12 protein-coding genes are annotated in these 16,049 nt (G+C 34.2%); 11 read left to right on the top strand and 1 reads right to left on the bottom strand.

The annotated features are described in order from the left end of the window. Nucleotides 1–285 precede the first annotated feature (285 nt). Nucleotides 286–1,326 carry a GntR family transcriptional regulator gene (locus PMI10_RS19065; RefSeq protein WP_007810880.1) on the bottom strand — a complete coding sequence of 347 codons (1,041 nt, stop codon included), beginning with the start codon at nucleotides 1,324–1,326 and terminating at the stop codon, nucleotides 286–288. Nucleotides 1,327–1,615: 289 nt separating this feature from the next. Between PMI10_RS19065 and rhaT the strand changes: the two genes are divergently transcribed. The 11 genes from rhaT to PMI10_RS19010 all read left to right on the top strand — a co-directional run bounded on the left by rhaT (nucleotide 1,616) and on the right by PMI10_RS19010 (nucleotide 15,910). Beyond that, entirely contained in the window at nucleotides 1,616–2,686 is a 1,071-nt protein-coding gene (rhaT, locus tag PMI10_RS19060) for an L-rhamnose/proton symporter RhaT (RefSeq protein WP_007810879.1), read from the top strand. A 27-nt stretch (nucleotides 2,687–2,713) separates the two neighbouring features. Then, a complete protein-coding gene (locus PMI10_RS19055) occupies nucleotides 2,714–4,855 on the top strand; it encodes a bifunctional rhamnulose-1-phosphate aldolase/short-chain dehydrogenase (protein WP_007810878.1) in 2,142 nt (713 codons plus the stop codon). A gap of 217 nt (nucleotides 4,856–5,072) precedes the next feature. Next, on the top strand, nucleotides 5,073–6,347 hold the full coding sequence (locus PMI10_RS19050) for a TIM barrel protein (RefSeq protein ID WP_007810877.1): 1,275 nt from the start codon (nucleotides 5,073–5,075) through the stop codon (nucleotides 6,345–6,347). Between the two features lie 3 nt (nucleotides 6,348–6,350). Beyond that, nucleotides 6,351–7,721, top strand: coding sequence for an FGGY-family carbohydrate kinase (locus PMI10_RS19045; protein WP_007810876.1), 1,371 nt, complete (start codon nucleotides 6,351–6,353; stop codon nucleotides 7,719–7,721). 90 nt (nucleotides 7,722–7,811) lie between these two features. Next, nucleotides 7,812–8,549: a (Fe-S)-binding protein gene (locus tag PMI10_RS19040; protein WP_007810875.1), complete on the top strand. Its 738-nt coding sequence runs from the start codon at nucleotides 7,812–7,814 to the stop codon at nucleotides 8,547–8,549. Between the two features lie 133 nt (nucleotides 8,550–8,682). Further along, nucleotides 8,683–10,053, top strand: coding sequence for a glycoside hydrolase family 28 protein (locus PMI10_RS19035; RefSeq protein ID WP_007810874.1), 1,371 nt, complete (start codon nucleotides 8,683–8,685; stop codon nucleotides 10,051–10,053). A gap of 38 nt (nucleotides 10,054–10,091) precedes the next feature. Then, on the top strand, nucleotides 10,092–11,492 hold the full coding sequence (locus PMI10_RS19030; protein WP_035632258.1) for a lactate utilization protein B: 1,401 nt from the start codon (nucleotides 10,092–10,094) through the stop codon (nucleotides 11,490–11,492). Then, nucleotides 11,485–12,072: a LutC/YkgG family protein gene (locus PMI10_RS19025; protein ID WP_007810871.1), complete on the top strand. Its 588-nt coding sequence runs from the start codon at nucleotides 11,485–11,487 to the stop codon at nucleotides 12,070–12,072. Before PMI10_RS19030 ends, PMI10_RS19025 begins: the two co-directional genes overlap by 8 nt. A 24-nt stretch (nucleotides 12,073–12,096) precedes the next feature. After that, nucleotides 12,097–12,915: an SDR family oxidoreductase gene (locus PMI10_RS19020; protein WP_007810870.1), complete on the top strand. Its 819-nt coding sequence runs from the start codon at nucleotides 12,097–12,099 to the stop codon at nucleotides 12,913–12,915. A 28-nt stretch (nucleotides 12,916–12,943) separates the two neighbouring features. Then, on the top strand, nucleotides 12,944–14,098 hold the full coding sequence (gene uxuA, locus PMI10_RS19015) for a mannonate dehydratase (RefSeq protein WP_202948199.1): 1,155 nt from the start codon (nucleotides 12,944–12,946) through the stop codon (nucleotides 14,096–14,098). A 210-nt stretch (nucleotides 14,099–14,308) separates the two neighbouring features. Then, nucleotides 14,309–15,910, top strand: a complete 1,602-nt coding sequence (locus tag PMI10_RS19010) for a family 43 glycosylhydrolase (protein ID WP_007810867.1) — start codon at nucleotides 14,309–14,311, stop codon at nucleotides 15,908–15,910. Nucleotides 15,911–16,049: the final 139 nt, after the last annotated feature.

Below are 16,049 nucleotides of genomic sequence, written 5' to 3'. Positions count from 1 at the left end.
AATTGGCTTTAGCCGAAAAAAAACAGTTTCATTTGGCTAAAGCCCTTTTTGTTGTATTAAATTATAACCTCCAGCTAAAGCAGGAGGCAATTCAAAAAAAATAGAATCGAACTCAGGTTATTGGATTTAAAGGTTTTGATTTTTTTAATCTCGCAAAGACGCGGAGTCGCAAAGTTTTTTAAGTTTAATACTTAATGTTTTGCAACTCCGCGTCTTTGGAAGAACATTAAAGAAGCTATTTTTAAAATCTTTGCACCTCTTTGTCTCTCAGTACCTTTGCATCTTTTAAATAGAATTTCTGTCAATAAAATTAAAAGGAACTTTTACTTCTCCTTTTTCTTTGTTTAAAATCATTCTGGCGGCTATTTCTCCCATTTCATTAAAATCGGTAGACATAACAGTTATTCCTAATAATTCTTTTAAAGGAGTATCATTATAGGAGATAACCCCAATGTCTTGCCCTAAAATATATTCTTCGTCCCTAATTTGTTTTACTAAATTAACCAAATCAGATTCTTCAATCGTAATAAATAAATCTCCTTTTTTCAGAATCATATCGTCATATACCTCATTCAGGATTTCAAAATTAATCTCATGTTCAACACAAAACTTTCTGAAACCATGTAAAATCCTTCTTGGATAGGGATAAACTGCTTTTTCCGGATATACTAATATGAGTCTTTTGTATTTAGTTATTTTAGAAAGTCCTTCTTTTAAGGCATTATAAATATCATTTTCAAAATCCTGATAAATTTTAATGACCTCACTACTTAGCCCAATCTTTATATTATCCATGATAACTAGCTTTTCCTGAGGTATTCTCTGGATAGCTTTTGCTACTTCATCAGTAAAACTCAAATGTTTTAACTCTTCTGTTTTAAAATGGGTCGTGATGACATAATAATCGTAAGCTCCCTCAAATTTATCGAGAAGATTTAAAAATAATGTTTCATCACAATGATAAATATGTAAATCTACATGGGCATTTGCTCCTAAAGTATTAATAAAAGAGCTGTACGTTTTCATTTTATACGCACTCAGTTTATTGAATAAAAATAGAATATTGACTTTGGATTCTAATTTTGTTCGGGTAATATAGTATCCTTTTCCTCTGATTGAAGAAATAATTTTACGCTCCTTTAATATGTTATAAGCTTTCTCAACAGTATCCCTTGACATATAGAATTCTTCGCTAAAACTATTTATTGATGGGATTTTTTGATTTATTTTCAAGTTACCATTAGCAATATTCTGCAAGATTGAATCCACAATTTGCTTGTATTTAGGAACCCTTGAATCTTCATCAATTTTAATTAGTTTGATCATGTTTATGTATTCTAAACATCTCTTTTAGAGGAGATGTAATTATAAGTTGCATTATATGTAATATTTTTCTTTAAAAAAGACTAAAAGATATTAATTACGCAAACGTTTGCTAAAATATAAATTTTAAATTTAAAAAATCACAATAAATTGAAACTTCTCGCAATAATTTATGATTTAAAATAAATATAGATTGGGGTAAAGGACAGTACAGGATAGTTTTCTTTTTTACATTCTCTTATTTTACAAAGCCAAATTTAACTATCGACTTAACCAAAAAATTAATCATTAAATGGAATCATTACTCGGAATTATTTTTCACTCTATAGGAGGATTTTCCTCAGGGAGTTTTTATATGCCTTTTAAGAAAGTAAAAGGATGGGCCTGGGAAAGTTATTGGATTATTGGAGGATTTTTCTCATGGTTGATTGTACCGCCAATTGCTGCTTATTTGACAATTCCGAATTTTACTGAAATTATCGCAGCCACATCTCCGGATATAAAAACATTAGTGTACACTATGGGATTGATTTGGGGAATAGGAGGACTTACTTATGGTCTTGGTGTCCGTTATCTGGGTATGTCATTAGGAAACTCAATCGTATTAGGTTTTTGTTCTGCTTTTGGAGCTTTGGTTCCTCCAATTTATTATAATTTTTATCATACAGAAGGTAAGGTATCCTTTACTGATATGCTTACAAATACAGGTGGACGTCTTGTTCTGCTTGGGGTGTTGGTCTGTTTGACTGGTATTGCGATTTCCGGAAAAGCAGGAATGCTGAAAGAAAAAGATTTTGCAACGGGTCACGAAGACAAAGACAAAGACTTTAGTCTGGTAAAAGGGTTAATCATTGCCATAATATCAGGTATTTTAAGTTCATTTTTTAACTTCGGAATTGAAGCGGGAAAACCAATGGCTGATGTTGCTAATGAGGCATGGAAAGCATTGAATCCAGGCCAGGGCCAATTCTTGTTTCAAAATAATGTAACCTATATTGTTATACTTTGGGGCGGATTGACAACTAACTTTATCTGGTGTATGTATCTTAATTTCAAAAATAAAACTTTTGGAAATTATACAGATAAAAGCACACCGATTTCAAAAAATATACTTTTTTCTGCAATTGCAGGAACAATGTGGTTCTTACAGTTTTTCTTTTACGGAATGGGTGAAAGCAAATTAGGAAACGGAGCGAGTTCCTGGATCCTGCACATGTCAACAATTATTCTTACTGCTAACTTTTGGGGTTTTTACCTAAAAGAATGGAAAGGTGTTTCTAAAAAAACCTTTAATACTTTTCTGTTAGGAATTGTATTGATAATGTTATCCATTGTTTTAGTCGGGATTGGAAACTCATTATAAATAATAATCAAATTTTAAAATAACATAATGTCAAATATAAACACAAATAATATGACTTTTCAGCATGTAAGCTATCTTTGGGATGATGCTCAAGCTGCAGCATTAGCAGGAGATGAAGTAGCTCTTTTTATTTATCGTTCTAATTTATTGGGAGCTGATTTAAGACTTACTAATTATGGAGGAGGAAACACTTCAGTTAAAATTACAGATAAAGATCCATTGACAGGCACCAGCTCTGAAGTAATGTGGATAAAAGGTTCTGGCGGAGATATTGGAACATTGACAAAATCAGGTTGTGCAGCCCTTTATTTAGACAGATTACGTAATCTTGAAAATGTATACAGAGGTATTGAGTTTGAAGATGAAATGGTAGAATTGTTCAACCATTGTATATTTGATTTAGCTTCTAAAGCGCCTTCTATTGATACACCATTACACGGTTTTTTACCGTTTAAACATATTGATCACCTGCATCCCGATGCTGCAATTGCTATTGCTGCTGCAAAAGACGGAGCAAAAATTACTGAAGAATTATTCAACGGAGAAATTGGCTGGGTAGGATGGCAGCGTCCCGGATTTGACTTGGGACTTCAGCTAAGAAGTTGTTTGGAAGAAGCAGCCAAAAAAGGGAAAAAATTGCGTGGTATTATGTTAGGTTCCCATGGATTGTTTACCTGGGGAGATACTTCATATGAAAGTTATATCAATACACTTGAAGTAATTGAAAAGTGTGCTGAATATTTAGAAAGTAATTACGGAAAAAAACGTCCGGTTTTTGGAGGTAAAAAAATAGAAAGCCTTTCGTCTGCTGACCGTAAATTAAAAGCTGCCAAAGTTGCTCCGATCTTAAGAGGTTTTTGTTCTTCAGAACGTCAGATGATTGGTCATTATACAGATGATTCTAGGGTTCTGGAGTTTATTAACTCGAATGATTTAGCAAAATTAGCGCCTCTTGGAACCTCTTGTCCGGATCACTTTTTACGCACTAAAATCAGTCCATTGGTTTTAGAATTAGATCCGAATGAAGATTTGTCTGACGTAAATGCAATTAAAACAAAACTAACACCTGCTTTTGAAGCTTACAGAGCGATGTATAAAGATTATTACAACACCTGTAAAAAGTCTAACTCGCCGGCAATGCGTGATCCAAATCCGGTAGTAATTTTATATCCGGGTGTAGGTATGTTTACGTTTGCCAAAGATAAAACAATGGCTCGTCTGGCATCAGAATATTATATCAATGCCGTAAATGTAATGAAAGGGGCAGAGGCTGTTTCCGAATATACATCATTGCCACATCAGGAAGCTTTTGATATTGAATATTGGTTATTGGAGGAAGCAAAATTACAACGCATGCCAAAACCAAAAGCACTATCAGGAAGAGTAGCCGTAATCACTGGTTCAGCCGGTGGAATTGGAAAAGCTATTGCAAAAAGATTTGCTGAAGAAGGAGCTTGTGTGGTTATTAATGATATTAATGAAGAACGTTTAGAAGGTGCTACGACAGAATTTATCAAATTATTTGGTAAAGATGCTGTTTCGAATACTTTATTGAATGTTACAGATGAAAATAGCACAGAAAAAGCATTAGATGATGCATGTTTAGCTTTTGGTGGTGTTGATATTGTTGTAAACAATGCCGGTATCAGTATTTCAAAATCAATTGCAGAACATACTCTTGAAGAATGGGACAGATTGTATGATATTTTGGTTAAAGGACAATTTATTGTTTCTAAAGCCGGAATCGAAGTAATGCGCAAGCAAGGATTTGGAGGAGATATCGTGAATATCGTTTCTAAAAATGCTGTTGTAGCAGGTCCGAATAATCCGGGATACGGATCAGCAAAAGCGGCGCAGGCACATTTGACACGTTTAATGGCTGCCGAATTAGGTGCTGATAAAATTCGTGTGAATACCGTTAATCCGGATGCTGTTATCTCAGATTCAAATATCTGGTCTGGCGGATGGGCAGAAGGTCGTGCAAAAGCATACGGAATTACCGTTGCGGAATTACCTGCATATTATGCGAAACGCACATTATTAAATGAAATTATATTGCCTGATGATATTGCAAACGCTTGTTTTGCATTTGTAGGTGGCCTGTTGAATAAATCGACAGGAAATGCCTTGAATGTAGACGGTGGAGTAACAATGGGCTTTTACCGATAAGTTGTTTAGTTTTTTTTAAGTTTATTTAACAAAGTGGTTTTTGTTTTTCTAACGTTCGATTCTGTCGGACGTTAGATTTTTTATAACAATTATTTTTTATAAATAAATTTATTTAATCACATTTAAACAAACAAAATAGCATAAAAAAGTAAAGTAAAACAAGGGTTCAGTTTATAGAATATTTATATATTGTAAGCCCTATTAAAAAGGAATAATTATGTTAATTCAATCAAATACTATAGCATCCCATAATGATGGTTTATTAAAAAAACACCAAAATAAATTAATTTTTACTGTATCAGAAATTGGTGAGACAGAATCAATTATTCAAAAATTAATCGATTTTCAAATTGCAATTCCATCATGGGCATTAGGTACAGGAGGAACACGATTTGGACGTTTTGCAGGTGGAGGAGAACCTCGTTCATTAGAAGAAAAAATTGAGGATGTAGGTTTGCTTCACGCTTTAAATAATGCTTCCGGAGCAATCTCTTTGCATATTCCATGGGACATCCCAACAGATCATAATGCCATAAAAGCTTTGGCAGCACAACACAATTTGAAATTTGATGCTGTAAATTCAAATACATTTCAAAATCAGGAAAATCAGGAACATTCGTATAAATTTGGTTCATTGCAAAATGTAAACAAAGCAGTACGTAAGCAGGCAATCGCCCATAATATTGAAGTTATTCAGCAAGGAATCGCTTTGGGTTCAGAATCATTGACGGTTTGGCTGGCAGATGGATCTTCTTTTCCCGGACAATTAAATTTTAGAAAAGCATACCAAAATACATTAGAAAGTTTAGAAGAAATCTATGACGCATTACCTTCTAACTGGAAATTATTTTTAGAATATAAATGTGCTGAACCAAACTTCTATTCGACTACAGTTGCAGATTGGGGACAATCCTATTCTTATGTAAAAAAATTAGGAGACAAAGCACAGACATTGGTTGATTTAGGTCACCATTTGCCAAACGCTAATATTGAGCAAATCGTTTCTTTATTATTGATGGAAGGAAAATTAGGCGGATTCCACTTTAATGATTCCAAATATGGAGATGACGATTTAACTGCAGGAGCATTAAAACCATATCAGTTATTCCTGATATTTAATGAATTAGTTGAAGGAATGGATGCAAGAGGAATGAATCACGCCAAAGATTTAGGATGGATGATTGATGCTTCCCATAATATAAAAGATCCGTTAGAAGATTTATTACAATCTGTTGAAGCCATTATGATTGCTTACGCACAGGCACTTTTGGTTGACAGAAAAGCATTGGAAATCGCTCAGGATGAAAATGATGTTGTAAAAGCTCAGGAAATTTTACAAAACGCTTTCCGTACAGATGTTCGTGCATTGGTTGCCGAAGCACGTTTACGTTCCGGAGCAGCTTTAAATCCGGTAGAATTATATCGTAATCTTGCTGTAAGAAGTAATTTGATTTCAGAAAGAGGATTAAAAACAATGGCTACAGGATTATAAGTTATGACTAGAGTAAACGCTGTATTTGATATTGGTAAAACGAACAAAAAGTTTTTTCTTTTTGATGAAGAATATAATGAAGTGTATCGTGACTATGTAAATTTGCCTCTTACGGTAGATGAAGATGGTTTTGAAACTGAGAATCTTGAAACCCTGCGTAATTGGATAAAAGAAACTTTTGATGCAATTTTAGATGACTCCCGTTTCGACATTAAGACTTTAAATTTTTCTTCCTACGGAGCAAGTTTAGTGCATCTTGATTATAAAGGAAAACCATTGACTCCGCTATATAATTATACAAAGGAGATTCCACAGGAAATTCTGGAAGATTTTTATAAGCAACATGGAGATGCATTGACTATTGGAGCAGAAACCGCTTCACCTCCTTCAGGAATGCTGAATTCAGGAATGCAGCTTTATTGGCTTAAAAAAACAAAACCGGATTTGTTTTCTCAAATAAAATATAGTTTACATCTTCCACAATATCTTTCCTATTTGTTTACAGGAATACCTGTAAGTGAGTATACCAGCATCGGATGTCATACTAATTTATGGAATTACGATGAGGAAGATTACCATAAATGGGTCCATGATGAAGGCATCGATAAAATATTGCCTCCAATTGTTCCTACGTCAGCCAGTATTAATACAACTTATAAGGACAAAAAACTTAAAATAGGTGTTGGAATACATGATAGTTCATCCGCTTTACTTCCTTATATTTTAAGCAAAAAGAAACCATTTCTATTACTTTCAACAGGTACCTGGAGTATTGCCCTGAATCCGTTTAATTCTGAAAGCCTGAGTAAACAAGATATTGCAGATAATTGTTTGAATTATCTTAGAATTGATGGTAAACGAGTTAAAGCTTCCCGTTTTTTTATGGGGAATGAATATCGTTTACAAGTAGAAAAGCTGTGTGAATATTACCACAAAGAATACGGTTATCACAGAGATGTGACTTTTAATACCGATATTTATTTGGCTTTGATTGAAAAACCGGCAGTTTATTTTAAATTTGAAGGTATTTCGTTGCAACGATTGCCTCATAAAACAGCATTGGAACCATTTGATACTTTCGAAGAAGCGTATCATCAATTGATGATTGAACTCATGGAATTGCAAGTGGACACTATAAACAAGGCGATTGGAAACAGCAAAATCAAAAAGATATTTATTGATGGAGGATTTACGGACAATGATGTATTTATGAAATTAATGTCACATCATTTCAGTTCATTCAAGGTTTTATCTACACATTCACCGTTAGGTTCAGCTTTGGGAGCAGCAATGGTAATTTCTGATAAACAAATTACTTCTCAATTTCTTAAAGAAAATTACAGAATGAAAAAATTGGTTCCTTTATTATTTTAATTTTGGAGTCAATAAAAATAGAATTATTAATCTCTATGAGATGAATCTCAGGAAAAATCGTCATGCGATATTCTTAAAAATTATTTCCGTATGAAAGTTGGACTTTTTATTCCCTGTTATGTGGATCAATTTTATCCAAAAGTAGGTATTGCGACTTATGAGTTATTATTAAAATTAGGTTGCGATGTTTATTTTCCGATGAAACAAACTTGTTGTGGACAGCCCATGGCCAATAGTGGTTATCAACATTTAACCAAAGGATGTGACGCTAATTTTATAGCTAATTTTGCTGAATTTGATTATATTGTCTGCCCTTCAGGAAGTTGTGTCCTGCATGTAAAAGATCATTTACATGACGAGAAACAGGAAGATTTGGCTGCTGCAATGCGAAAGAAAGTTTTTGAATTGACAGAGTTTATTACCGATATTCTTAAAGTAGATCACATCGAAGGAAATTTTCCGCATAAAGTAGGAATGCACGTAAGCTGCCACGGACAACGCGGATTAAAACTTTCGCAGATGACCGAGCTAAATGCCCCTTTTTTCTCTAAACCTGAACAATTACTACACAATATAAAAGGTCTCGATTTGGTTTCCTTAACCAGAAAGGACGAATGCTGTGGTTTTGGAGGTACTTTTTGTGTAACTGAAGAAGCTGTTTCCGTAAAAATGGGCCAGGACCGAATCAAAGATCATGAAATTCATCAGGTTGATTATATAACTGGTGGTGATATGTCCTGTTTAATGCATTTGGAAGGAATCCTGAAAAGACAAAAAAGCAATATAAAAACAATCCATATTGCTGAAATATTAAACACATTAGCATAGAATAAACATATGATACCCATCATTTTCACATAGCTGTGTATATTTAAGCAAGTGAAACGTCTTTTTGAGCTATAATAATCTATGTTTCTAGCCTGCACTGAGCGGAGTCGAAGTGTGTTAAAAAAACTTACTCATGAAAAAATTAACGCTCTGTTTTGCATTATTACTTTCGCTTATTTTTTTATCGTTTAAGAAGGATCAGTCTTTGGTAACTTTAAAAGAAGTTATAGTAAAAGCACCTTTTGAAATGCCTGCTATAAAAATTCCTGATTTTAGTAAGTGTAAGGAATTTTCAATTGTTGATTTTGGAGCAGTTCAGGGTAATAAAAATAAAACTTCTGAAGCGATAAACAAAGCAATTTCTAAAGCCAATAAAGCAGGAGGAGGAGTTGTCGTGATACCGGAAGGTGAATGGCTGACAAAGAAAATTCACTTTAAAAGCAATGTAAACCTTCATTTAAATAAAGGAGCAGTTTTACTTTTCTCAGAAACCCCGGATGATTATTTACCTGCAGTTAACTCAACTTGGGAAGGTTACGAATGCTACAATTATTCTCCATTGATTTATGCTTACAAATGCAAAAACATAGCTATTACCGGTGAAGGTGAACTAAAAGCCAAAATGGATATTTGGAAAGAATGGTTCGCCAGACCCAAAGCACACATGGAAAGCCTGAAAAGATTATATTTTTTAGCATCTTACAACAAACCAATGAAAGAGCGTCAAATGGTTAATGACAGTGCTCATTTTCGTCCGCAGTTTATTCAGTTTAACCGATGTGAAAACATTTTAATGGACGGAGTTACCATTACCAACAGTCCTTTTTGGACCATTCACCCTTTTTTATCTAAAGATGTCGTGCTTAGAAATCTCAAAGTATACGCACACGGACATAATAATGATGGAGTGGATCCTGAAATGAGCCAGAATGTATTAATCGAAAATTGTATTTTTGATCAGGGAGACGATGCAATTGCCATAAAATCAGGAAGCAATCAGGATGCGTGGCGATTGAATACATCTTCAAAAAATATTGTTATGCGAAATTGTACCGTAAAAAACGGACATCAATTAGTAGCCATTGGCAGCGAACTTTCGGGCGGAATAGAAAATGTATTTATTGATAATTGCACAGTCGTGGATGGTGCAAAATTAAATCATCTTCTTTTTATAAAGACAAATGAACGCAGGGGCGGGTATGTCAGTAACATTTATATGAGTAATATTGTTTCAGGAAAAATTGACGCAGGAATTCTGGGTATTGACACCGATGTATTATACCAATGGAGAGATTTAGTTCCAACAATTGAACGCAGGCTTACGCCAATAAAAAACATATATCTGGATAATATAAAAGCAACAAATGTCAAGTTTATTTCGAAAATTTCAGGACAAAAAGAACTTCCTGTCGAAAATATATTTCTAAAGAATGTTACTGTTGATGTTGTTCAGGGAGATCAAAACATTCATGAAAATGTTTTGAATTTTATAAATAAAAATTGATTTAATTTACCTACTGGTTTATTTTAAACTATTAAAAAATGTCTTCAAAAAAAATAATGCCACATAGCGAAGCTGCAACACGTTTTAATAAAGATGTAAAACGAGTTGACTGGCACGATGAAACACTTTGGTTTGTCCGTGAAAAACGGGATAAATCTGCCAATCAAATTCCGGATTGGGAATTACTCAGGGAAACGGCTTCACAAATTAAAAATAATGTACTTTCTAATATTCATGATTATTTAATTGAATTTGAGGCAAATGCTCAAAAAAACGGAATAATTGTCCACTGGGCAGCAGATGCGAAAGAACATAACGAAATAGTACATTCGATTATGGCAAAACATGACGTAAAGCAAATGGTAAAATCCAAATCAATGCTTACGGAAGAATGTCATTTAAACGATTATTTAGCCGAAAAAGGTATTGAAGTTATCGATTCTGATTTAGGAGAATATATTGTTCAGCTCCGTAAAGAACCGCCAAGTCATATTGTTCTGCCGGCTATTCACCTTAAAAAAGAAGATGTAAGTGAAACTTTCCATGAACATTTAGGAACGGAAAAAGGAAACATTGATCCTCAATATTTAACCGAATCTGCACGTTTAAGTTTAAGAAATACTTTCTTAACCCGAAAAGTCGCTTTAACCGGAGTAAATTTTGCTATCGCGGAAACAGGTGAAATTGTAGTCTGTACCAACGAAGGAAATGCAGACATGGGAGCGCATTTAGCAGATGTGCACATTGCCTGCATGGGATTCGAAAAGCTCATTCCGCAGCGTAAACATTTAGGCGTATTTCTTAGATTATTGGCCAGAAGCGCTACGGGACAGCCTATTACTACTTTTTCGAGTCATTTTAAAAAACCAAGAGAAGGAAAAGAAATACATATTGTGATCGTTGACAATGGCAGAAGTACACAATTAGGAAGAGAAGATTTCAGGAATTCATTAAAATGTATTCGTTGTGGTGCCTGTATGAACACTTGTCCTGTTTACAGACGAAGCGGCGGACACAGTTATCACAATGCGGTGGCAGGACCAATTGGTTCTATTTTAGCCCCTAATTTAGATATGAGCAAAAATGCCGATTTACCTTTTGCCAGCACACTTTGCGGTTCATGTACCAATGTTTGTCCCGTAAAAATTGATATTCACGATCAGTTATACAAATGGCGTCAGGTATTGGTGAAAGAAGGTCATACGCCACCAGTAAAAACGATGGCTATGAAAACCATGGCAGCAGTTTTGGCAAATCCTGTCGTATTTAATTTAGTCGGAAAATCAGGAAGATTTGTAATGAAAAATATTCCTTCAATGGTTAACAATAAGATGAACAAATGGTATGACCAACGTGAAATGCCAGCTGTTCCCGAAGAGTCATTTAGAGAATGGTACAAGAAAAATTCAAGAGAATCTAAAGCTAAGGATAATGAGTAGTAAAGCCGAAATATTACAGAAAATAAAACAAAATCAGCCAGTTATAAATGCAGATTTACCTGATTTAGAAGTTTTATTTTCGGAAAATCTGAATGTTTTGGAAACCTATAAAACGGTTTTAAAAAATATTGGAGGAGAAAGTGTCGAAGTGGCTGATTATGATGAAATTTTAGCCTTCCTAAAAAACAATTATTCACTGGATAAAAGAATTATTACAACTATTCCCGAACTTTCTGAAGTGGCGGTTTTAGATTGGAAAAATGATGATCCACATACGCTTCAAAATGTTGAATTAGCAATTATAAAAGCTCATTTTGGCGTTGCTGAAAACAGTGCGCTTTGGGTAACGGATGATATATTAGGACAACGTGTTACGCCTTTTATTACACAATATTTAGCAATTATTGTAAATAAAAATGAAATTTTAGCAAGCATGCACCAGGCTTACAAAAGAATTGGAAATCAGGAATATGGTTTTGGAACTTTTATAGCGGGACCATCAAAAACGGCAGATATTGAACAGTCTTTGGTTTTGGGAGCGCATGGAGCAAGAGGATTAATTGTTTTTTTACTGGATTAAATTTAAAAAATAAAATATAAAGATTTGAAAACAGATTTTACACTAAAAGGAAAAGTAATAATTGTAACGGGTGCAACCGGAGTATTGGGTGAAGCTTTCGTTAACGGTATTGCAGCTGCAGGCGGAATAGTTGGCGTTTTGGGCCGAAATGAAAAAGTAGCCAATGAAAGAGCCGAATCCATTATTAAAAATGGAGGAGAAGCTTTAGCTTTAATTGCTGATGTAACTATCGAAAGTGATTTGATAAAAGCACGCGATCTGGTTCTTTCAAAGTATGGAAAAATTGATGGTCTGGTAAATGCAGCAGGTGGAAACATGCCCGATGCTGTCATTCAGCCGGATCAGGATATTTTTAAACTGAATATGGATGCTTTACAAAAAGTGATGAACCTGAATTTATTCGGAACACTTTTGCCAACACAGATTTTTGGTGAAGCAATCAAAAATAACGATAGCATAGGAAGCATTGTAAATATTTCATCCGTGGCAACAGAACAGGCTTTGACGAAAGTTTTAGGATACAGTCTGGCAAAAACAGCTATCGATTCTTATACAAAATGGTTTTCAGTTGAACTTGCAAAACGATATGGTGATAAAATCAGAATGAATTCAATTGTTCCCGGGTTTTTTCTAACGGAACAAAACCGAACATTATTAACAAATCCCGACGGCAGCTTAACCGAAAGAGGAAATTTAATTATTCAAAATACGCCGTATAAGCGTTTTGGAAGCCCTGACGAATTAATAGGAGCATTGGTTTGGTTACTAAGCGATGCCTCAAAATTTGCTACAGGTTCAAAAGTGACTTTAGATGGCGGTTTTACAATCTTTAGCGGTGTATAATTTATAAAAAAAAGAAAGTATGAACAGAATGATACAAACCTGGAGATGGTTCGGCCCAAATGATCCGGTAAGTTTACAACATATAAAACAAACCGGAGCTACCGGAATCGTAACAGCCTTACACCATGTTCCTCATGGTGAAGTATGGACTGTTGAAGGAATAAAAACCAGAAAAGCTGAAATTGAAAAATACGGTTTAACCTGGGATGTAGTAGAAAGCATTACGGTTCATGAAGATATTAAAACCAAAACAGGTGATTATAAAACTTATATAGAAAAATATAAAGAGAGTATTCGCAATGTTGCAGCCTGTGGTATCAAAATCATTACCTATAATTTTATGCCGGTTAATGACTGGACACGTACAAAATTAGATTATGAAATGCCCGATGGTTCTCAGGCTTTGTATTTTAACTGGGTTGATCTGGCAGTTTTTGATATTTATATTTTAAAAAGAGAAAATGCTGAAAATAGCTATCCTGCAAACATAGTTTCTCAGGCAAAAGAACGTTTCAATACATCAAACGAAGAGCAGTTACAAGCGCTTTTGGATGTAGTGATGTTCGGAATTCCCGGTGAAAAAAAGATGACTGTTGCTGATATGCAGGCCAAATTAAAACCTTACGCCAATATCAACAGAGCGATTTTAAGAGAAAACCTGAGTTACTTTTTAAATGAAATTTGCCCGGTTGCAGATGAATGCGGCGTAAAATTGGCCATTCATCCGGATGATCCTCCTTTTGATATTTTAGGATTACCGCGTATTGTAAACTCGATGGAAGATTATGATTTTATTCTTTCAAAAGCACCTTTTGCTTCAAACGGAATTTGTTTTTGTACAGGTTCTCTTGGAGCATCTGAAAAAAATGATTTACCGGAAATTGCAAAAGCTTTAGGCGATAAGGTACACTTTATTCATTTACGAAATGTTCGCAGGGACGAAGAAGGTAATTTTTTCGAAGCCGACCATTTAGATGGAAATGTAGACATGTATGCGGTAGTTAAAGAATTATTACTGATACAAAAAAAGAGCAATATTTCGATTCCGTTCAGACCGGATCACGGGCATCAAATGTTGGATGATTTAGGAAAAATAAATAATCCCGGTTATTCAGCTATTGGAAGATTAAGAGGTTTAGCTGAGTTAAGAGGGCTTGAAGAAGGTATCATTCGTTCCTTATAAAATAATAGTATATAACTGTCATATTTATAAGCCAATAACTAAAACCTAAAGAAGTTATTATTAAAGTGAAATAATCTGTAAAGCCAACAGGTTTTAAAGAAACATAAGTCATATAAGTACATTTAAATAGTAGAATAAATCTATAGTTTAGATCGAACTTATATGACTTATTCATATCTATTATATTTTTAATTTAAAAAAAATAAGACCATGGAAATTAAAAAAATATATCCTGCAATCACATCTTTTTTTATGTTGGTTATTATTTTAGGTATAATGAGCAACGTCAATGCGCAGACTGGCAACATCAAAAATGATATTTTCTGGAATACAAAAGATGGACTGCCAATAAATAGCCAGGGTGGCGGCATTTTTAAATTTACAGATCCTAAATCAGGTGTACAAAAATATTACTGGTATGGTGTTCAGTATGAAGAGGCCAATATTTATAGAAATGCTCCATATGTTACTTTACCGAATGCTACTTTTAAATCTGTAACCTGTTACAGTTCAATTGATTTAGTAAATTGGACGTTTGAAGGAGATGTTGTAACTACAGACGAAGTGAATAAATCCGGCAAAACCTGGGTAGGGCGCTTAGGAGTTGCTTATATAAAAGAGCTGAATAAATATGCGATGTTTGTTCAGCATGGAAGTGAGGTATTAATTACGCTTTCAGATTCCCCAACAGGGCAATTTACCTGGCATCAAAAAATAAATATGGAGAAAATGATAGGAACCAGCAATACTGGCGATCAAACCGTATTTACCGATGAAGATACCGGAAAGTCCTATTTAATTTATTCTTATGGCAGAGGAAGAAATAAAATATATGTTTCAGAAATTGGTGTAAAAGAAGGGAAAGTAAATCTTCTGGACTGTACACAGGTTTTTAAAGGAGAGAGCCGTGAAGGAAATTGCATGTTCAAGTACCATAACAAATACTATATGTTTGCATCAAATATATATGGCTGGGATGCTTCATTTGCCTATTATTTAGTTGCTGATGATATTAAAGGACCGTATCTTCCTGCCAATGAAATGTTGGTTATAAACGGAGCTTCAGATGATTTTGCACATGTATCACAAACTGGTTTTTTCTTTTCAATAAAAGGAAGCAAGCAGGAAACAATAGTATACTGTGGGGACCGATGGGCAGATTTTGCAGGTAATGGATTAGGATATAACCAATGGTGCCCGATTTCATTTGATGGAAAAACTCCTTATTTTAATTCACTTAGCTCATGGAATATTAATGCCAAAACAGGTGAGTGGAAAGTAGCCAAAGATAATGATTACGTTAAAAACGGCAGTTTTGAAGCCGATCGCAGGCATATTCCAAGTCCTGTAAAACCTGTACAAACAGAATTGACAGGATGGTTTAATGAGGTTATTGAAGGAAATAAAATTGGGTTGGATAGTATAAATTCTCCGGTTATAAATTACTTCAATACTGAAAACGACAGAAAGATTGTTATAGGCGAAAAAAGCTTAAATATTAATGACAAGGTTAACTTTAAACGAAAAATTTTTCAAACAATTGCTTCTTCTCCTTATGTGAAACTTGAAGATGGATCGTATACGCTTACTGCCAAAGTAAAGAACACCAAAGGTTTTACAAACTTAGAAATGTATGCTTTAAGTAATGGTAAAAGACTCATTTACAATTTAAAAGAAGAAAATCCTTCATGGGCAACGATAACTATTAAAAACATACCTGTTAAGGCAGGAAAGATTGAGATTGGTTTTCTGGCAGATGGCACAGCAAATGCTTCTTGTCAGGTTGACGATGTTTCATTGGTTAAAAATTAATCTTCTATATTTTGTTTGATCATATTTTTTCGTTTTCAATGGATTTTAATCCGTTGAAAATGTGCAATATTGTCATTTCGACGAAAGGAGAAATCACACACGTAACTCGACAAAGGTTTGTGACTTACTGTACGGAATT

The organism is Flavobacterium sp. CF136 (genome assembly GCF_000282055.1).
Classification (GTDB): Bacteria; Bacteroidota; Bacteroidia; order Flavobacteriales; family Flavobacteriaceae; genus Flavobacterium.
Note: the sequence above shows the minus strand (reverse complement) of the source record. Positions and strands in the feature narration are given on the sequence as shown.